General features: G+C 67.7%; 13 protein-coding genes. 8 read left to right on the top strand and 5 right to left on the bottom strand.

Annotated elements, in window-relative coordinates; all coding sequences use genetic code 11:
* Window positions 1–48: 48 nt before the first annotated feature.
* A complete protein-coding gene (locus BM144_RS03140) occupies window positions 49–1,041 on the bottom strand; it encodes a LysR substrate-binding domain-containing protein (RefSeq protein WP_092949750.1) in 993 nt (330 codons plus the stop codon).
* Entirely contained in the window at window positions 1,038–1,268 is a 231-nt protein-coding gene (locus tag BM144_RS23070; protein WP_175525933.1) for a hypothetical protein, read from the bottom strand. Before BM144_RS23070 ends, BM144_RS03140 begins: the two co-directional genes overlap by 4 nt.
* 39 nt (window positions 1,269–1,307) lie before the next feature.
* Here BM144_RS23070 and BM144_RS03145 point away from each other — a divergent pair, with 39 nt between their 5' ends.
* Together BM144_RS03145 and BM144_RS03150 are read left to right on the top strand one after the other, a co-directional pair.
* Complete coding sequence (locus BM144_RS03145) at window positions 1,308–1,703, top strand: DUF2917 domain-containing protein (RefSeq protein WP_245783509.1); 396 nt, start codon at window positions 1,308–1,310, stop codon at window positions 1,701–1,703.
* Between the two features lie 138 nt (window positions 1,704–1,841).
* Window positions 1,842–2,213, top strand: a complete 372-nt coding sequence (locus BM144_RS03150; protein ID WP_092949754.1) for a DUF2917 domain-containing protein — start codon at window positions 1,842–1,844, stop codon at window positions 2,211–2,213.
* A 138-nt stretch (window positions 2,214–2,351) separates the two neighbouring features.
* Here the strand turns inward: BM144_RS03150 and BM144_RS03155 are convergent, their stop codons facing one another.
* Window positions 2,352–2,765, bottom strand: coding sequence for a BLUF domain-containing protein (locus BM144_RS03155; RefSeq protein WP_092949756.1), 414 nt, complete (start codon window positions 2,763–2,765; stop codon window positions 2,352–2,354).
* 135 nt (window positions 2,766–2,900) lie between these two features.
* On the opposite strand from BM144_RS03155, the gene BM144_RS03160 reads away from it, so the two are divergent.
* The 3 genes from BM144_RS03160 (at window position 2,901) to BM144_RS03170 (ending at window position 6,147) form a co-directional block, all read left to right on the top strand.
* Complete coding sequence (locus BM144_RS03160; protein ID WP_092949758.1) at window positions 2,901–3,674, top strand: Crp/Fnr family transcriptional regulator; 774 nt, start codon at window positions 2,901–2,903, stop codon at window positions 3,672–3,674.
* A gap of 185 nt (window positions 3,675–3,859) precedes the next feature.
* Window positions 3,860–5,290, top strand: coding sequence for a bifunctional UDP-N-acetylglucosamine diphosphorylase/glucosamine-1-phosphate N-acetyltransferase GlmU (gene glmU, locus BM144_RS03165; RefSeq protein WP_092949760.1), 1,431 nt, complete (start codon window positions 3,860–3,862; stop codon window positions 5,288–5,290).
* Between the two features lie 17 nt (window positions 5,291–5,307).
* On the top strand, window positions 5,308–6,147 hold the full coding sequence (locus BM144_RS03170) for a sensor histidine kinase (RefSeq protein WP_092949762.1): 840 nt from the start codon (window positions 5,308–5,310) through the stop codon (window positions 6,145–6,147).
* Between the two features lie 45 nt (window positions 6,148–6,192).
* Here the strand turns inward: BM144_RS03170 and BM144_RS03175 are convergent, their stop codons facing one another.
* Window positions 6,193–7,101 (bottom strand): EamA family transporter, encoded by a 909-nt coding sequence (locus tag BM144_RS03175; RefSeq protein ID WP_092949764.1) that lies wholly within the window; start codon window positions 7,099–7,101, stop codon window positions 6,193–6,195.
* Window positions 7,102–7,247: 146 nt separating this feature from the next.
* Window positions 7,248–7,790 carry an Lrp/AsnC family transcriptional regulator gene (locus BM144_RS03180; RefSeq protein ID WP_092949766.1) on the bottom strand — a complete coding sequence of 181 codons (543 nt, stop codon included), beginning with the start codon at window positions 7,788–7,790 and terminating at the stop codon, window positions 7,248–7,250.
* Window positions 7,791–7,967: 177 nt separating this feature from the next.
* Between BM144_RS03180 and glmS the strand changes: the two genes are divergently transcribed.
* The 3 genes from glmS (at window position 7,968) to BM144_RS03195 (ending at window position 18,755) form a co-directional block, all read left to right on the top strand.
* Complete coding sequence (gene glmS / locus BM144_RS03185; protein WP_092949768.1) at window positions 7,968–9,857, top strand: glutamine--fructose-6-phosphate transaminase (isomerizing); 1,890 nt, start codon at window positions 7,968–7,970, stop codon at window positions 9,855–9,857.
* Window positions 9,858–10,218: 361 nt separating this feature from the next.
* Window positions 10,219–15,534: a carboxypeptidase regulatory-like domain-containing protein gene (locus tag BM144_RS03190; protein ID WP_092949770.1), complete on the top strand. Its 5,316-nt coding sequence runs from the start codon at window positions 10,219–10,221 to the stop codon at window positions 15,532–15,534.
* The gene (locus BM144_RS03195; RefSeq protein ID WP_092949772.1) at window positions 15,531–18,755 is read left to right on the top strand and encodes a transglutaminase domain-containing protein; all 3,225 of its coding nucleotides are present in this window, start codon (window positions 15,531–15,533) and stop codon (window positions 18,753–18,755) included. The genes BM144_RS03190 and BM144_RS03195 overlap by 4 nt, the downstream gene beginning before the upstream one ends.
* Window positions 18,756–19,408: the final 653 nt, after the last annotated feature.

Raw genomic sequence — 19,408 nt, forward strand, 5'->3', positions numbered from 1 at the left:
GCGGGGCGCCCCGTCGCCTCACCGCTCGGGCGAGGCGCTGCCCGGCATTCAATCGAGGTTGTCGTTCAGGTCGGGATCGGGCACTTCGCCCACGGCTTCGCGCGTGAGTTGCGCTTCCTGCAGCAGCCAGGCGCAGAACGCCTTGATTTCCGGACGCTGACCGCTGCGCGGCCCCACCAGCAACCAGTACACCAGTGGCGAATCGAGCCGGTAGCCGGGCAGGACCTCGACGAGGTCGCCCGAGGCGAGGCTGTCCGCGATGAGCGGCATGCGCGCCAGTGCCAGCCCCTGGCCCGTCAGGGCGGCCTGCACGATCTGGTGGGCGTAATTGAAGTACAGCCAGCGCTTGGGCTGCAGCTTGGACTGGCCGTTCTGCTCGAACCAGCGGCGCCACGTCAGCCATTCGAGGTGCATGGTGCGGTGCGCGTCGCCCGCCTCGATGAGCGTGAACTGCGCCACATCGGCAGGGTTGCGGATCGGCGGCCCGCTCTTGATGAGCCAGGGGCTCGCGACCACGGCAAGCTGCTCGCCGTAGAGGCGCTGCGCTCCCTGCACGTGCGCGCCCGGCGCAGCGTAGCGCAGCGCGAGATCGACATCGGCCGTTTCGAGGTCCACGGGGGCGTCGGTGGCGTCGATGCGGATGTCGATGTCGGGATTGTCCCTTTGGAACGCCTCCATGCGCGGAATGAGCCACATGGATGCGAAGCTCGCCCAGGTGGTGATCGCCACGCTCTTGCGCCCCGCCGTCTGCCGCACGAGCCGCACGGAGGCATCGAGCCGTTCCACGGCGGGCGCCACGGCGCGATGCAGTTGCGCCCCCGCTCCCGTGAGTTCCACCGCCCGCGTGTGCCGCAGGAACAGCGGCACGCCGACCTCGTCTTCGAGGGCCTGGATCTGCCGGCTCACGGCCGACTGCGTCAGTGCCAGTTCCTCGGCAGCCGCCCGGAAGTTGAGGTGGCGGGCCACGGCCAGGAACGCGCGCCAATGTCCGACCGCAACGGGCCGGGTTCGCAGATGGGTGACGGGGGCGGGGAGGTTCATGGCGTCGGATTGCGCGAGCGCAAGGCATTCATGAGGAGGCTGCATGAAATTATGGCGACCTTTTCATTGGACCGCACCTGTCGGTAGAGCAGAAACTCTTTTTCCATCAACGGTTTGGATTGGAAAGGGGGCTGGCTGTGCAGGATTGCAACGTTCCGGATTCGCAACAATGTCAACAGGTCGCGGCGCCGTATCCGGCGGGCAGTTGGCGGCTGGTGCGCGGTCATGCGGTCAGCCTGCAGCCCTGCCGTGCAGGGTGGCTGGCCGTGGCGCAGGGAAGCGTGTGGCTCACCGTGTCGGGGCCCGGCACGGTGGCGGAAGACCGTGTCCTGCTGGCGGGGCACGGCTGCCGGCTGCTGCCGGGGCAGCATGCAGTGGTGGAACCTTGGGCGCCGGGTGGCGAAAGGGGAGACGCTGCTTTCCGCTGGTCCGAGCAGCCTGTCGCCTCTGCGCGGCGCCGGCGGGCGTGGGCCGGCAGGGTGCAGCCCGCCGGCCAAGCCTTCGCCACGGCCTTCCACGAAACCCTGCGGTCCCACGCAGCGATGGCCCGGGCCATGGTGGGCCTGGGGCAGGCACTGGTGTCCTGGCTGGCCTCGCGAGCAGCCGTGGAGGTCGCCGGGTGCGCGGCCACCGGCCCGTGCGATGGCCGGCGCGGCCATTGATGCGTCTTCCGCATTGAAAGGCCGAGGTTTGCGCATTGATGCGATCGGCGCATGGATGTGCAAATCGCAATTCATTGGACGAGGGTCCTGCTTCAGAGGAAAAATAACGCCATATTTAGGGTTTACCAGGAGCATCACATGGCTGCATCACATGTTCTGAATTTTCAACAATCTTCTGTCCGCGATCGCTCTTCGGGCAAGGATGTCTTCCAACTCGACGCCGGCAAGGCCCACAGCCTGCGCCCGCGTGTGCCCATGGCCCTGCGCATTGCCTCGGGCCATGCCTGGGTGACCTTGCAGGGCGGCTCCAAGGATGTCTGCGCGCCTGTTGCGGGCGATGTCTTCCTGCATGCCGGCCAGAGCCTCTGGGTGGCTGCCGGCCAGCACGCGGTGATCGAATCGCTGGGCCGCGATGCGGTGCAGTACCGGTTCAGTGCGTCGCGTGCCGTGAAGGACGACACCGTGGCGCACGGCACCGTCTCGGCTCAGGGCGCTGCCTGCTGCGCCTGAGGCCCCGGGCCTCGCGCGGGCTGCGGCCCGGTTGTCGTTCGATGGTGTGCGCATGAAAAAAAGCCGTGGGTGCCTCCCAGCACCCACGGCTTTTCCACGTCTGCGCGCTCCGTTCCAGCGCTGCGGCTCCAGCTACCGCTAAAGCTCGAGGTCGATGGCGAGGGCTTCGAACGCCGCCATGGCGGTGGACCCTTGCATCGATTCCATGCGGGAGAGTGCGTCCTCGTCTTCCAGGGTGCTGAAGGCGAGGCTGAAACGCTGGAACCGGCGCTGTGCGAGCGGCCCCTGGTGCAGCACTTCCATGTCGGTGTGGCGCACGTCGCCGCGGATGCGTTCCAGCAACGTGGTCAGGGGTTCGCGGGGACCCTCTAGCTGCTGGCAGAAGCGTTGCCCGTCGAAGACCAGCAGTCCGGTGATGCGTTGGCGGGTGTTGGAGAGCCGGGCATGCGCGGCGATGGTGGCGACGACGCCCAGGGGCTGCCCGGGAGCCAGGGTGCTGACGTAGAGCACCTCGTGGAGGGGCGACGCCAGCGGAAGATGAGAAAGGGTCATGAACCGCCCACTCTAGGGCTGGCCCTGTTGCATCGCAATGTCAAAAGACATAGCGCGACCCTGCAGCCAGTGCCTAGAATCGCCGCCGCGTTATCGACTGCCCACTACTATTATTTCTATCATTCCGCAGGCCTCATGAGTACCGATGTCGTCGTCCCCCAATGGCCTTCCCCGGAGATTCCGCGCCACTGCAGCAGTTGCCGTCTGCGCCGGGGCACGCAGGCGTTCACTGCCGTCACGGCCGAGGAGTTGGCCTTCATCGAATCCTGCCGCAGCGGCACCGAGATGGTCGCGGCGGGCGGGGCACTGATCCGGGAGCGCCAGCCGGGCGGCAGGCTCTACACGCTCTACAGCGGCTGGGCCTTCCGCTACAAGACCCTGTCGGACGGGCGCCGGCAGATCCTGAACTTCCTCCTGCCCGGGGACCTGGTGGGCCTGCAGCAGGAGTTTTCCGACACGGCCCTGCACGGCGTCGAAGCGGTGACCGACAGCACGTTCTGTGCTTTCGATACCGACAGCCTCTGGCCCCTGTTCCGGGAGCATGCGCGGCTGGCGTACGGCATCACCTGGCTCGCGGCACGCGGCGAGGGAATGGTGGACGACAACCTGCTCACCGCCGGCCGGCGCACGGCGATCGAGCGCGTGGCGGTGCTGCTGGTGCACCTGCACCGCCGCATGGACCGGCTCGGGCTGGCGCGGGAGGGCTCGGTGGAGTTCCCCATCAACCAGCAGCACATCGCCGACGCGCTGGGACTGTCGCTGGTGCACACGAACAAGACGCTGCGGCGCCTGGCGGACATGGGACTGCACGAGATCTCGGGCGGGCGGCTGCGGCTGGTCAATCCCCGGGCCCTGGCGCGCATCGCGGAGTACTACGACAACATTCCCCGGCCCGTCCCGCTGCTGTGAGGGAGTTTGGGGTGTTTCAGGCCCCATGCCGCCGGATCCATTCAATAGTTTGCTATTGTTTTTGTAGCAAATGGATGGGCTTGCCCGCGGTGCGGCGGGAGGGCGCCGGCGGCGGATAATCGGCCTCTCCCGCAGGACGGCCGGGTCTTGCGCATCCTTTCCCGTCACCCACCCCTTCGATTCTCATGACAGCACTGGACATCATCATCATGGCCGCGGGCAAAGGCACGCGCATGAAAAGCCGCATCCCGAAAGTCCTACAGCGCCTGGCGGGAAGACCGCTGCTGGGCCACGTGCTCGGGCAGGCCCGCAGCCTGCAGGCGCGCCGCGCGGTGGTCGTGACGGGCCATGGCGCCGCCGAGGTGGAGGCCGCCATCGCCGGGGCGGCCGCAGGGCTGGACGTGCAGTGCGTGCGGCAGGAACCGCAGCTGGGCACGGGCCATGCGGTGCAGCAGGCCGTGCCGGCCCTGGCGGGCGATGGCACGGTGGTGGTGCTGTCGGGCGACGTGCCGCTCACGCGCCCTGAAACCCTGCAGGCCCTGGTGGCTGCCGGCGCAGGCGAGCGCCTGGCGCTGCTCACCGTGACGCTGCCGGACCCGGCCGGCTACGGCCGCATCGTGCGCGATGCCCACGGCGCGGTGCGAGGCATCGTGGAGCACAAGGACGCGAGCGACGCGCAGCGCGCGATCGACGAGGTCTACAGCGGCATCATGGCCGTGCCCGCCCGGCTGCTGGCGGGCTGGCTCGCTCGGCTGACGAACGACAACGCGCAGGGCGAGTACTACCTGACCGACATCGTCGCCATGGCCGTGGCCGACGGCGTGCCCGTGGTGGCGCACCGCATCGCCGACGCGCTGCAGGTGGCCGGCGTGAACAGCCCGCTGCAGCTCGCCGAGCTGGAGCGGGCCCACCAACTGGCGCAGGCCCGCGCGCTCATGGAGCAGGGTGTGCGCCTGGCCGATCCCGCGCGGTTCGACCTGCGCGACGACCCGCGCACGGGCGCGCGCGGCGAACTCGCGTGCGGCCAGGACGTGGACATCGACGTGAACTGCATCTTCGCGGGCCGCGTGGAGCTGGGCGAGGGTGTGCGCATCGGCGCGCACTGCAGCATTGCCAACGCGCGCATCGCCGCAGGCGCCGTGATCCACCCCTACACCCACATCGACGGCGAGCAGCCGGCCGGCGTGCAGGTGGGCGAGGGCGCTCTGGTCGGCCCGTTCGCCCGGCTGCGCCCGGATGCCCGGCTGGGCCGCGACGTGCACATCGGCAACTTCGTGGAAGTGAAGAACTCGCAGCTGGCCGATGGTGCCAAGGCCAACCACCTGGCCTACCTGGGCGATGCCACCGTGGGCGAGCGCGTGAACTACGGCGCCGGCAGCATCACCGCCAACTACGACGGCGCGAACAAGCACCGCACGGTGATCGAGGCCGATGCGCACATCGGCAGCAACTGCGTGCTGGTGGCGCCGGTGACCATCGGCGCGGGCAGCACCGTGGGCGGCGGCTCCACCATCACCAAGAACACGCCGCCCGGTGTGCTGAGCGTCTCGCGCGGGCGGCAGGTGAACATCGAGCACTGGAAGCGGCCCGCCAAGGGCGCCAAGCCCGCCAACTGACGCAGGAAGCGCACCCCATGTCCACGGGCGACCCGGATCCAGGCCTCGACGCCGCGCAGCTGCGCGCCGAACTGCAGGCCGTGCGGCAGGAGCAGGAAGCCTTCCTGCGTGCGGTGTCGCACGACCTGCGCGCGCCCCTGCGCCACATCCTGGCCTACGGCCGGCTGGTGCGTGAACTGGTGGCGGAGAGCAATGCCGATACCGAGGCGCTGGAGTTCCTGGACACCATGGCGCAGTCGGGGCAGCAACTGGGCGAAATGATCGACGGCCTCATCCTGCTGGGCCGCGCAGGGCTGGTGCCGCTGCAGGCGCAGCCGGTGCCGGTCGAGGCCGCGCTGCGGTCGGCCGCTGCCGCGGCGATGGCGGCGGCGTCGGCAGGCGGCGTGCCGGAGCAAGGGACCTTCGCATGGCCGTCCACCGTGCAGTGGCAATGGCCCGACGGGGAGAGCGAGGAAGGCGCGAAGGGCGCAGGAACGGCGCTCGCCGTGCAGGCCGATCCGGCGCTGCTGGGCGACGTGCTGCTGGCCGTGCTGGACAACGCGCTCAAGTTCTCGCGCCCCGTGGCGCATCCGCGCATCGTGCTGGCGGCGCGGCCGTTGCCGGACGGGCAGGCGGAAATCCGCGTGCGCGACAACGGCGTCGGCTTTGCTCCGGCGCGGGCGGACCAACTCTTCGGGGTCTTCCAGCGCCTGCACCCCGTGAGCCAGTTCAAGGGCCTGGGCCTGGGCCTCGCGCGCGCGCGGCGCTACGTGGAGCGCATGGGCGGCCGGATCGGCATCGATGCCGTGCCCGCGCCGCCGGGCGGCTCCGCCGAGGGGCAGGGCTGCGAGGTGCGCATCGTGCTGCCCAGTGCGTGAGCAGGCAGCCGCCGCGCCGGGCTGCCCGGTACGGCGGCGCGCCGGTCACCCCTTGCGCCCGAGCATCACGATCGCGGCCAGCACCACGGCGCCGCCCAGCAACTGCAGGGGCTGCAGGGTCTGGTCCAGCACCCACCAGCCGAGCAGCAGCGTGGCGACGGGCTCGATGTTCATCACGGGCGCGTTGCGGGCCATGTCCAGCCGCGGCAGGCTCACGAACATCGCGGTGAAGGCCGTGCCGTAGAGCAACACCAGTGCCGCCAGGCCCCACCAGCCGGGGGCGGCCTCGGGCCACCGCATGCCGCCCGGCACGAGCCCGCTCGCGCCGGCCGCCACCATCAGCGCGAACACGGTGCCCACGGTCATCAGGCTGCGCCACATGCCGGGCAGGGTTTTCAGCTTGTGGTCGGTGATCCACAGCGCCACGGCGAACACGCAGGCCGCCGTGAAGGCGAACCCGATGCCGGCCACCCAGGCATCGCTGCCGTCCTGGCCCAGTTGCGCGATGCGTCCCGGAACGTCCAGCGCCAGCAGCAGCCCGCCGAGTGCGACGGCCATCACCGCCGCCGCGCGGCGCGTGGGGCGAGGCCCGCCCAGCCCCCAGGTCAGCAGCGCGAGCAGCACCGGGCACACGTTCGACACCAGCAGTGCCAGTGCCACCGGAATGCGGGCCACGGCCGAGTAGAGGCACAGGCTCTGCGTGGCCACCAGCGCGCCCAGCAGCAGTTGCCAGCGCAGCATGCCGGGGGCCATCGCCAGCCGCGGGCGCTGCCACGCCACCAGCGCGGCCAGCACCAGCGCGGTGGCGCCGCTGCGGCACAGCACCGCCAGCAGCAGGCCGGTGCCGTGGTCGAACGCCAGCCGCGCCGCGACGTGGTTGGCCGCGAACGTGCAGCTGATCAGGGCCAGCAGCCCGATGGCGAGGCGGCGTGGAAAGAGGGCGGGAAAGGACATGCTGCTGCTCCGGATGTCGAAAAACGGGAAGGCCCGGCCGTTGGCTGGCCCGGGGCCTTGCAGGGAAAAAGCGGGGGGCGGCGGGTGCGGCGCACGGCCGACCCGGCGCGGTGCGGTGCGGGGGTGGTGGGCCGCGTGCGGCCCGGTCAGCCAGGGCGCCGCGGCACGGCGGAGGGGACCGCCGCGGCCGGGGCCTGCTCGCCGGCCTTGCGGCAGGGCAGGCGGGGCTCGAACTTGCTGCGCTTGATGCTGAAGAACGCCTTCACGTTGCGCACATTGCTGTCGCTGGTGAAGAGCCGCTGCGCCAGGGCGAGGTAGCCCGGCATGTCGGGCGCATGCACGATCAGGATGAAATCCGGGCCCGGCGACACGCGGTAGCACTGCTGCACCGCCGCCTCGTCGGCCACGCGCGCCTCGAACGCATCCATCTGCGCGGCATCCTGCCGGTCCAGAGCCACTTCGACGATGGCCGTCAGGCCGTGCCCCAGGTGCCGCGCCAGCGCATCGGGCTGCACCAGGGCGATTTCACGCTCGATCAGGCCCGCATCGCGAAGCCGCTTGACGCGGCGCAGGCACGTGGGCGGCGATACGCGCACCAGCGCTGCGAGGGCCTGGTTGCTCAGCGTGGCATCGGTCTGCAGCGCTTCCAGCAACTGGAGGTCAGTGGTATCCAGGAAGGATTCTTCCATTTATGGAGATCTCGTGAACATCTATTTCATGGATTATGGAGGGTGAAACCATATTTCTTCTGCAATCAAAAAATTGATGAGAAATTTCTCAGTGCCCTGCCTACCATCGCGGCTGTCTGGCAACGGCCGGGCATTTCTCTTCCCCCATCTACACCACTTCCAAAACAGGAGCAGGCCATGTGCGGCATCGTCGGCGCAGTTTCCACGCGCAACATCGTTCCCATCCTCGTGCAAGGCCTGCAGCGCCTGGAGTACCGCGGGTATGACTCGTGCGGCGTGGCGATCCACGACGCCAGCCTGGACCCCGCCCGCACCGGCGGCCTGCGCCGCGCGCGCAGCACGGCCCGCGTGGCCGAGCTGCTGGAGCAGGTCCACACCGACCATGTGGAAGGTGCCACGGGCATCGCGCACACCCGCTGGGCCACGCACGGCGCGCCTGCCGTGCACAACGCGCATCCCCACTTCAGCCATGGCTCCGGCCCCGACGAGCCCCTGCGGCTGGGACGGGTCGCGCTGGTGCACAACGGCATCATCGAAAACCATGAAGCCCTGCGCGCGTCGCTGCAGGCGCGCGGGTATGTCTTCACCAGCCAGACCGACACCGAGGTGATCGCCCACCTGGTGGACAGCCACTACGGCGGCGACCTGTTCCAGGCCGTGCAGGCCGCCGTGGCCGAGCTGCACGGAGCCTATGCCATCGCCGTGATCCACAAGGACGAGCCCCACCGCGTGGTGGGCGCGCGCGCGGGATCGCCGCTCATCCTGGGCGTTGGCGAGGGCGAGCACTTCCTCGCCAGCGACGCCATGGCCCTGGCAGGCGTGACCGACCAGATCGTGTACCTGGAAGAGGGCGATCTGGTCGATCTGCAACTGGGCCGCTACTGGATCACCGGCAAGGACGGCCAGCCGCTCGATACCACCCGCCGCCCCGTGCGCACCGTGCTGGCGCACAGCGGCGCGGCCGAACTGGGTCCCTACCGCCACTACATGCAGAAGGAGATCTTCGAGCAGCCGCGCGCCATCGGCGACACGCTCGAAGGGGTGCGCGGTGTGGCGCCCGAACTCTTCGACGGTGCCGACGGCACGGCCGCTTGGCGTGTCTTCAAGGAGGTGGACTCCGTTCTGATCCTGGCGTGCGGGACGAGCTACTACAGCGGCTGCACCGCCAAGTACTGGCTCGAATCCATCGCCGGCATACCGACCCAGGTCGAGGTGGCGAGCGAGTACCGCTACCGAACCAGCGTGCCCAACCCGCGCGCCCTGGTGGTCACGATCACCCAGTCGGGGGAGACCGCCGACACGCTGGCGGCGCTGCGCCATGCGCAGAGCCTGGGCATGCAGAACACGCTGACCATCTGCAACGTCTCCACGAGCGCCATGGTGCGCGAATGCAAGCTGGCCTACATCACCCGCGCAGGCGTGGAGATCGGCGTGGCCTCCACCAAGGCCTTCACGACCCAGCTCGCCGGGTTGTTCCTGCTCACCCTGGCGCTGGCCCAGGCCCGTGGCCGCCTCACCGAAGAGCAGGAGGCCCGGCACCTGCAGGCCATGCGCCACCTGCCGGTCGCCCTGCAGGGCGTGCTGGCGCTGGAGCCCCAGATCATCAGCTGGGCCGAGGACTTCGCGCGCATGGAAAACGCCCTGTTCCTGGGGCGCGGCATGCACTATCCCATCGCCCTCGAAGGCGCGCTCAAGCTCAAGGAAATCAGCTACATCCACGCCGAGGCCTATCCGGCCGGAGAACTCAAGCACGGCCCCCTGGCACTGGTCACTAGCAGCATGCCCGTGGTCACCGTGGCGCCCAACGACGAACTGCTCGAAAAACTCAAGAGCAACCTCCAGGAAGTGCGCGCGCGCGGCGGCGTGCTCTATGTGCTGGCCGATGCCAAGACCAACATCGACACCGCCGACGGCATGCACGTGATCCGCATGCCCGAGAACTACGGCGCGCTCAGCCCCATCCTGCACGTGGTGCCACTGCAATTGCTGGCCTACCACACCGCCTGCGCACGCGGCACGGACGTCGACAAGCCGCGCAACCTGGCGAAGAGCGTGACGGTGGAGTGAGAGGGGTCGGGCAGGGGCGAATCCGTCGCCTCTCTGCCCTGGCGTTGCAATCGTTGCTGCCGAAAAGGAGCGCTCGCAGGAGCGCTCCTTTCTTTTTGCAAAAGCCAGAAATCCCGGGGGGATGGCGGTGAGGTACCAAAAAGGCTTCGGCAGCTCAATGGGTTGCCAGGATAAATTTCGATAGTTGCTGCCAATCAACATCCACCGACATTTGTCACAGATGAGTTCATCCGTTACCGCTAGTATCCGCGCCAACAAAAAATTGCAACGACTCTGCATCTGCGGTTAGGGGGAGGTGGTCGACTCAGGGTCGGCCGACGACGCTTTTTCATGCGCACGGTGAGAGACGAGAGGATCTCCAATGCGTGTGACGGGAATCGAGCGTGCGGCCCAGGCCGTGCGGGTGTGGTTGTGCTTCGTTCTGCTGTGGGCCTGTTCCGGCCTGGCCTGGGCGGACAGTGCCGGCGGCCTTGCGTGGCTGCAGGCCCAGGTGCAGTCAACGGGTGGGCTGGCCAGCGCGTCCGGCTCGGCCACAGCCTCCCAGGGCCAATGCGAAGCCGCGCGTACGCTGCTGGAGTTCTCCGATCCCGCCCGGGCCGCCTCGCTGACCGCCGCGCTGGATGCGGCGCCCGTGGCCGAGACGGCGACGGAAGTGCTGGCATGCACGCAGTGGTTGCAGCAGCAGCAGAGCCAGATCCCCCGCGCCTCGGAACTCCAAGGCCGGCGCGCGGCCTCCGGCGGCTTTGCCACCTACGACCAACTCAGCGGGACCAGCGCGCTGGACACCGGCTGGGCCTTGCAGGCACTGGCGGGCGCATGGAGCGCCGCCCAGGCCGAGCCCACCCTGGCCTGGCTGCAACAGCAGCAGGCTGCCAATGGCAGCTTCACCGTGGGCGGCCGCGGCGATCTGCTGGGCACGGCCACCGTGCTGCGTGGCCTGCGGGAGCACCGCCAGCGCTCGGCCCTCGCCGCTGCCATTGCCGACAGAGCCGCGGCCTACCTGCTGTCCCAGGCCGATCCTGCGGGGCATTGGCAGTCCGATGCCGGAATCACCGCGCTCGTCTATGAGGCCGTGCACCCTTACAGCGGCGCTCTGCCGGACATCGGCCCATCCGTGAAGGCCTGGCTGCTGGCGGCGCAAGGCGCCAGCGGGGCCTGGGGCGGCAACGATCCCTGGGCCACGGCGCTGGCCCTGCGCGCATTGGCATTGGCGGAGCGCCCCGCCGTCAACCCCGCCCAGGCCGCACTGCGCGTGCAGTTCATCGACGCCCGCAACGGCAACCCCATCCCTGCGGTCCAGCTCACCGGCCCGGCAGGCAGCGGCATCCAGGGGCTGAGCGACGCATCCGGTCAGATCCGCCTGGCGGGGCTGCCACCCGGCGCCTACACCCTCACCGCCAGCACCCCTGGCTACCGCACCGTCCAGACATCGGCCACCTTGCGCGCCGGCGTGGTGACCGACCTGGGCACGCTGCAGATGCTGGTGCCGGGCAACAGCACCAGCGCGGTCATCACCGGCACTATCAAGGACAGTGCCAGCGGAGCCCCCCTGGGCGCCGTGACCGTCTCGGTGGCGGGCCGATCGCTGAGCGCCACCACCGACGCGGCCGGCCGCTACCTGATCAGCGATGTCGCGCCCGGCACCGTCGGCCTGGTGGCCAGCAGGGCCGGGTATTACGACGCCACCGGCCAGGCGGACGTCCTGGCAGGGCAGACGCTGGATTTCTCGCCCGCCCTGGTGCGCAGCCCGGCCACAGGCCCGGGCGGCGCGACCGACTGCCGCATCCTGGGCCGCGTCACCAAGGCCGCCGACACCTCGCCCATCGCGGGCGCCACCGTGTCGCTGAGCGGCGCCAACACGGGCAACGTGCTCACGGATGCCGATGGCGCGTATGTGCTGGCCGGCCTGGTTTCGGGCGATACGCGCATCAGCGTCAGCCAGACGGGCTACGGCCCGGCCGAGGCCAACACCCGGCTCGCCTGCAGTTCGCAGAGCGATACGGCGGTTCAATACTCCCCCAGGCTCCACGCAGGCAGCCAGAGCCCGCCGGATGCCAACCGTGCCAGCCTGAGCGGGATCGTCCTGGACGCCCGCAACAACCAGCCCATTGCCGCGGCGCAACTGTCCGCCACGACCAGCACCGGCATCGTGCGCACCACCACGAGCCAGGCGGACGGCCGCTTCGCGATCGGTGGCCTGGACGGCGCCAGCGTGCAGCTCGTGGTCGCCGCCCCGGGCTACGAGGGCTTCACGGCCAGCTACCTGCTGCAGCCTGCGCAGGACATCGACCTGGGACAACTGCGCCTGCGCCCCCCACGGACCGCGGCGCTGGCCGTGGACCTGCAGGTGCAGGCCGTCCGGCGCCACACCCTGCAGACCGATCCGCAAACACTGCGCGTTCTCGGGGCGCTGCAGGTGCAGGTGCGCAACGCGGGCACGCAGCCGGCCCCCGCGAACGTGCCGGTGCTCGCCTTCCTCGACACGGACAGCAACGGCCGATACGACGCCGGCACGGACACCGTGCTCGGCCAGGCAACGTTGTCCGCGGCACTGGCGTCCGAGCAGTCCCAGACCCTCGAGATCGTGGTGGCCGGCATGCTGCCGTTCCGGGATGCGCCGATCCACGTGATCGTCGATCCCGAAGGGGCGGTTCCCGAGAGCGACAAGTCCAACAACGTGCGGTCCAGTGCGCAGGACGTGCTGTTCACGCCCTCGGCCGCAGCGTTCTCGCCCAAGCTCAAATGGCACTGGGACGGGAGCCAGTCGCCGTATCCCGACTACAACCAGGTGATGATGGCGCCGGTGGTCGGGCGCGTCGTCGATACCAACGGCGACGGGCGGCTGGACTCGGACGACAGGCCCGTCGCGGTGTTCACGTCGTTCTCCGCCTCGCTGGGATACAACAACGCGGCCACGATCCGCGTGGTCGATGGCAAGACCGGGGTGCACCTGCTGTCCATCCGGGACGACTCCATCTCCGCGATCGCCAACCTCGCGCTGGCGGACCTCGATGGCGACGGCAAGCCGGAGATCATCGCCATCACGCGCGACTACCGCGTCGTCGCCTTCCGCAACACCGGCGACAAGTGGTGGGTTTCCGACGTGATGGTGGCCAGCTCGGGCTCCCCGCCGTGGGGCGCGCCGTACGTGGCGGACATCGACCGCGACGGCCGGCCGGAAATCATTTTCGGCCTCACCGTGCTGAATTTCGACGGCACCACCAAATGGCGCGCCAATGGACCGAACGTCGGCACCTCCTATGAAAGGAACGGGGGCTTCTCGATCCCCGTCGCGGCCGACATCGAGGGGCGCGGCAATGCCAACGTGATCTTCGGCGGGTCGCTCTATTCCGCCGACGGAACGCTGGTGTGGCAGGCCCCCATGGATGGCTACACCGCCGTCGCATCCTTCGATGGCAAGCAGCAGCCTTCCATCGCCATCGTCCATTCGGGCCAGCTCTCGCTGATCGGTGCGGACGGGCAGGTCCGGTGGACGACGGCGCTGCCCGGCGGCGGGACCGGTGGCCCGCCCACCATTGCCGACATGGACGGCGACGGCATCCCAGAAATCGGTGTGGCGGGCTCCAATGCGTACTCGGCGTTCCGGGGCGACGGGTCGCTGCTGTGGAGCAAGCCCTCGCAGGACTGGTCTTCGCAGATCACGGGTTCGACCGTGTTCGACTTCGACGGCGACGGCGTGGCCGAAGTGCTCTATGCCGATGAAATCAAGCTGCGCGTCTTCAAGGGGCCGACCGGCGAGGTGCTCTGGGAGCAGCCCAACACGTCGGACACCACGCTCGAATACCCGTTGGTGGTCGATGTGGATGCCGATGGGCATTCGGACATGCTGGTGGTGTCCAACGACTTCGGCTGGCTCATCAACGCGACGGAGCGTTTCCATGGCGTGCGGGCGTTCGAGGACGTCAACAACGCCTGGGTGCCCACGCGCAGCGTCTGGAACCAGCACGCGTACAGCATCAACCACATCAACGACGACCTGAGCGTTCCGCGCGACCCCGAGCCCAGCTGGAAGAGCCACAACACCTTCCGGCTGAACCGTCGCATGGATGCGGACGCCCGGGCCATCGCGGACGTCACGGCCAGCTACGTGCGCGTGGTGGATGGCGGTGCGCAGACGCCCTCGCAGATCATCGTGCGCGTAGGCAATGCCGGCTCCTACAAGGTGCCCGCAGGCACCCCGGTGGCCATCTACAACACCGACCCCGCCCTGGGCCCGCCTGCGGCGCAGGCCCTGGTGGCGCAAGGCGTCACGCGGGAGGTGCTGCCGACGGGCGCCTTCGAAGACCTGGCGATCGTCCCCGCCCGTGCGCTGGCGCAACTCAGCGCCATGGGCACCGTGTGGATCGTCGCCGACGACGACGGCACGGGCCGCCACACCCTGGCCGACTTCGACCGCGGCAACAACGTGGCCGCGGCCGATCTGGGCGCTATCGCCAACCACCTGCTCATCGCGGTGGCCACGGACAAACCGACCTACGCGGAAGCCGACACCGCCCGCTTCACGGCGACGGTGCGCAACGCGGGGAGTTTTGTCCGCAACGCGCTCGTTCGGCTGACGGTGCTGGATGCGGCCGGAAAGTCCGTGGACGTCTTGCCGCTCGGCACCGCGGCCCCGCTGCAACCGGCGGCCAGCGACCAGGTGCTGGCGCCGTGGTCGGTGGCCGCCGTGCTCGCCGGCGACTACCAGGTGCGGGCAGAACTCGTCACGCCGCAGGGCCTCGTGTACGGCACGGCAAGCGCGCCCTTCGCGGTGAAGGCGGGCGCCGTGGCCGGCGCTGCGGACAACAGCCTCAACAGCGCCCGCGCGAGCACCGACCGCAGCCGCTACAGCGCTGCGCACACCGTGTTCATCGACTCGCGGGTGGCCAACCTCAGCGCCAACCTGCTGCAGGAAAACCTGCGAGCGGTCACGCAGGTCATCGCGCCCGGCGGGCAGGTCGTGCTCGTCCAGACCGAGGACATCGCCCAGGCCGTTCCGCGCAGCCAGCGCAAGTACGGCTACTACCTCCCGGCCGGCAGCCTGGCGCCGGGCACCTACCAGGTGCGCATCCAGCTCTTCGGTTCGGCCAGCTACCAGAGCCGAACGGCCCTGGCCGCCAGGTCGAGCGCCCGGGCAGGCCTTGGCGACGTGGAACTGGCGTCCAGCACCGCCAGCTTCGTGGTCCAGGATTCGCTGCAAAGTGCCGTGGGCATCACGGGCCAGCTCGGTGCGGCCCCGGCCGCTGTCGCCATCGGCGCCTCTTCGGCGCTGCAACTGAGCGTGTTCAACAACGGCAATGCGGCCATAGCGGGCGCCACGGTGCGCGTGCGTGTGCTGGACCCCGGCAGCGGCACCCCCATCGCCGTCTTCACCCAGACCGGCGTGCAATTGCCCGCAGGCACGGGCGGCCAGTACAGCTGGAACTGGGTCGCTGCCGGCACGGCGGGCAGCGTGCTGCCAGTGGCCGCCACCATCGAGATCGCGGGCAGCGAGCAGCCCCTGGCGCAAGCCACCGTCACGCTCACCGCCTCGGCCGCGCAGCCACCGGTCGAGTTCCGGCCCGTGCCCCTCGAGGGGCGGTGGCTGCTCGCGCTGCTTCTCCTGGTGCCTGCAGTCGCACATTTCGGCGCGCGCCGCCGCCCGTCCCCGCGCTCACCCCTTCAAAGCAAACCATGAACCACGCGATCCCGAGCATGAGTGCACCCCACAACACCCGAGCCGCGTGGCACCCCTGGCTGCGCCCCGTAGCCCGCACCGTGATGGCGGCGCAACTGGCATTGGCGCTCCAGCCCCTGAGCGCGCTGGCCCAGGAAGGCACGCCTGCCGTCCCTGCCGCCGCGCAGCAGCAGATGCAGCGGCTGGCGCAGTGGCAGCAGCGCATCGAGGCGGCCAAACTGGAGCAGGCACGCGCGTCGCAGCCGCCGGGTGCGCTGGTGACCGAGCGCACCAGCCGCAACCTCACGCGGGTGCACGAGTTGCTGAGGGAGGTGAAGGCCCGAAACGAACGGCCCGTTGCCCGCGTGGCCAAAGCGCAGGCGGGCGCGGAGCCCGCCGAGGCCGATCAGGCGCAGATCACCGCGCTGCTGGGCGCGATCGATGCCGACACCGATGCCGTGCTGGCCGACTTCGCCGCGATGCGCCAGCAGCTCCAGGCGCAGGGCGTGGGCGCCGAGATCCTGGCCCGCCACGACCAGGCGCAGACGGAGCTGGACCAGCGTGCCGGCGAACTGCGCGGGCTGATCCGTGCATGGCGGCAGTCCCCGGGCGCGGCCACCCTGGCCGCACTGGACGCCTACTTCACGCGGTACCCCGCAGCGCGTGCCGGCGCACCCGCGGCCCCCGGCCCACTGCCCTGGAGAAACCCGCAGCCCAACCAGCGCCCGCCGGCGGAGAACAGGCTCGCGTGGTTCCAGAACCTGCATGGCAAGCAGCAGGTGCAAGTGGCGCAGGCGGGCGGGGGGAATGGCCTGGGCCTGGGCCTGCAGTTCACAATCCCGCCCGAGCCCGGGCAGGCGCCCATGCCCGAGGACTTGGCGGAAACGGCGGAAGTCACCCTCACGGCCGCCATCCGCGCGAAGGCCCAGGAACTGGGCAACAACCCCGTGGCGATCCAGAACTGGGTGCGCAACACCATCGAATGGGTGCCCACATGGGGAGCGATCCAGAGCGCGCAGGACACGCTGGACAAGCAGCGCGGCAACGCGGTCGACATCGCCAGCCTGCAGATCGCGCTGCTGCGCGCAGCGGGCATCCCGGCGCGCTACCAGTTCGGGACGGTGGAGATCCCTGCCGCGCAGGCGATGAACTGGGTGGGAGGCGCGAGCCACATCCAGGCGGTGCTGCAGCTGATGAACCAGGGCGGCATCGCGGCACGGGGCAGCGTGCAGGGCGGGACGGTGCAGAGCATCCGCTTCGAGCATGCGTGGGTGCAGGCCTATGTGAACTGGGCGCCTGGTCGGGGAGCCCGCAACGCCACGCCGACCCAGCACAACCACCCCAACGGGGCGCTGAACGCCTGGGTGGCGCTGGACGCGAGCGTGAAGCAGTACAGCTACGCGGCGGGCATGGATCTGCAGACCGCGGTGCCGCTGGACGCACAGGCCCTGCTGAATGCCGCCCAGAGCGGGGCCACGGTCAATGAGCAGGAAGGCTGGGTGCAGAACCTGAACCAGGCGGCCATCCAGAGTCAGCTCACCGCGTACCAGGCCCGCCTCAAGACCGCCATCGACACCCAGAAGCCCGACGCCACCGTGGGCGACGTCATCGGCAGGAAGATCATTCCGCAGACCGTGCACAGCGTGCTGGGCGGCGTCACGCCGCTGGCCCTGGTCCAGGCGGGCCAGCAGAGCGCCACGGTCCCGGCGGGTCTGCAGCACCGGTTCACCTATCGACTGAGCGACGGCTGGGGCAATGAGTTACTGAGCTATACAGCCCCAACGAGCCGCCTGGCGGGCAAACGCCTGACCCTGAGCTATGTGCCGGCCGACCAGGCCACGTCGGACCTGATCGCCAGCTTCCTGCCCAAGCCGCACGCGGACGGCAGCCCGATCCAGCCCGGTGAACTGCCCACCAGCCTGCCGGGCTACCTGATCCGGCTCAAACCGCAAATCAGCCTGGATGGGCAGGTGGTGGCCCAAAGCGCCAGCGCGGTCACGATGGGCAGCGACCTGCAGGGGCAGGGCGGCTTCACGCAGCTGTACGACCCCACGCAATGGGACATCACGCCCGACCAAAGCCACGTGGCGGGGCAGGCCACGGCCATCGGCATCAGCGCGGGAGGTATCAGCGCGAGGCAACTGGACAGCCTCAAGGCGAGGCTGGAGAACACCAAAACTCAGCTACAGGCCAACAACCTGCAGAACCTGACCGGGGAGCAGATCAGTGGGGATCTGCTGACGGCGGTGATCTGGAGCTGGTTCGCAGCGGCGGAAAGCCATAACCGGCTCTCCCAGAACCAGGCGCAGATGATCGAGAACCCTGGGCTCTCCTACGGCCTGTTCCATGCAGTAGCCCAACCGATTTATAGCTGGGGCGTGGTGAGGCAGGTGACGTTTCCTGGGGTGAATATCGATATCGGGCACATCCGGAATGTGAGTTGGGCGAAGGACAACGACGATAAGAAATGGGTGAGCTACAACCGGCTTAGGGGGCAGTACATGAGTGCGCTGGAGCACGCGGTGCCTGAGCGGTTCTTCAATGATCCGCAGAAGTGCAATCTGCAGGGAAACTCCAACCCTATTGCAGGCTTGCCGGAATGCCCGCAGGGAATATCGTCAGTCAAAGCCTTGGGGATTGCGGCAGCGCAGGGGCAGAAGATCTACACCATCACGAGAAAGGTCTACAGCCAAAACCCGGGCATCGTTACCAGCGCGCTATCAGCACATAGCTACGACACGCAGAACCGGGTGCAGCAGTCACTGGATGTGGGGTATGAGGTGACGATTCATGAGAGCCCGATCGCTGAGAGCGGATGGATGGGGGCGGGGTACACGGCAATTGATCCTGCTACGGGGGCTGGGGCCTACACCATTGAAGGAGGAAGTAATGGAGCGTTCACTGTAGGGGCGCAAATGGCAATTTTGCTGTCTATTACGATAGCTTTATATGCCGTCACTATTCCCGCAGGAGTAGGTACCGCATTCCCTGCGTACCTTTCAATTGCATTTGCTGGCGAATTTTCTCACGCATTAAGCCTCTACGAAGGGGATGAAGAAAAGCTCGCTTGCTTTTGGGGTGGATTCTTTTTCGCAATGGGCGGGATTTCATTGCTTGCAGGTGTTTTGACTGGAGGAGTATTGACTGGGTTGACGATGGGATTTTTATTCTGGATGTTGCCAGGGATATTTATCCCTACTAACACTGCATTGCAGTGCAAAGCTTTTTACTGGCAGAGGTAATTTATGTTCATTTGGAATGTTGTTGTATTTTTATTAATTCTAATAATATATCTTCTTGGGGTTAGAAGAAATATTGATGGACGATTGCTGGTGCAGCCTTTGCTGGGATTTTCGTTTTTCCAGTGGATAAACAACTTTGTATACAAATTCGATGATTTGGTTGTTGCCTGGATGAATTTCTTTTTTGTTGCATTGACGTTGTTGGTGATTATTTTTCTGGTAATTAAAAAGAAAAATATCAATTAGTGGGGTTGTTGATCGTTGTCATTGGCTCATGATAATGAGCCAGAGGATTGGAAGTCGCCATTGGAAAAATCCTAGCTCAAACAGCAGCCTTGCTGCTTGCAGATTTGATCGCGCTAAAGATTGCTGGGTATTGGACGCAACTTTTGCTTAACAGTAATTCTGTACGCGTTGGCGGTTCGGCAATTGGATGGTTTGATTCCCGTGGGGTGTGTAGATGAATTATTTGTTTTTTGTATATGTTTTTCCGTTCGTTGTTCTTTCATTGGTTGTTTATTTGCTGGAGGTCAAGCTGAAGAAAGGATCGCTGAGTGATCTGAGGCGGCTGACAATATTAAGGGTTGTTTATTTGTCGGTATCGGTTATTATGTTTTTTGTTGCGTTGTATTTTTTGATATTTTCTGAAAACG

The organism is Paracidovorax konjaci (genome assembly GCF_900112675.1).
In the GTDB taxonomy this organism is placed as follows: Bacteria; Pseudomonadota; Gammaproteobacteria; order Burkholderiales; family Burkholderiaceae_C; genus Paracidovorax; species Paracidovorax konjaci.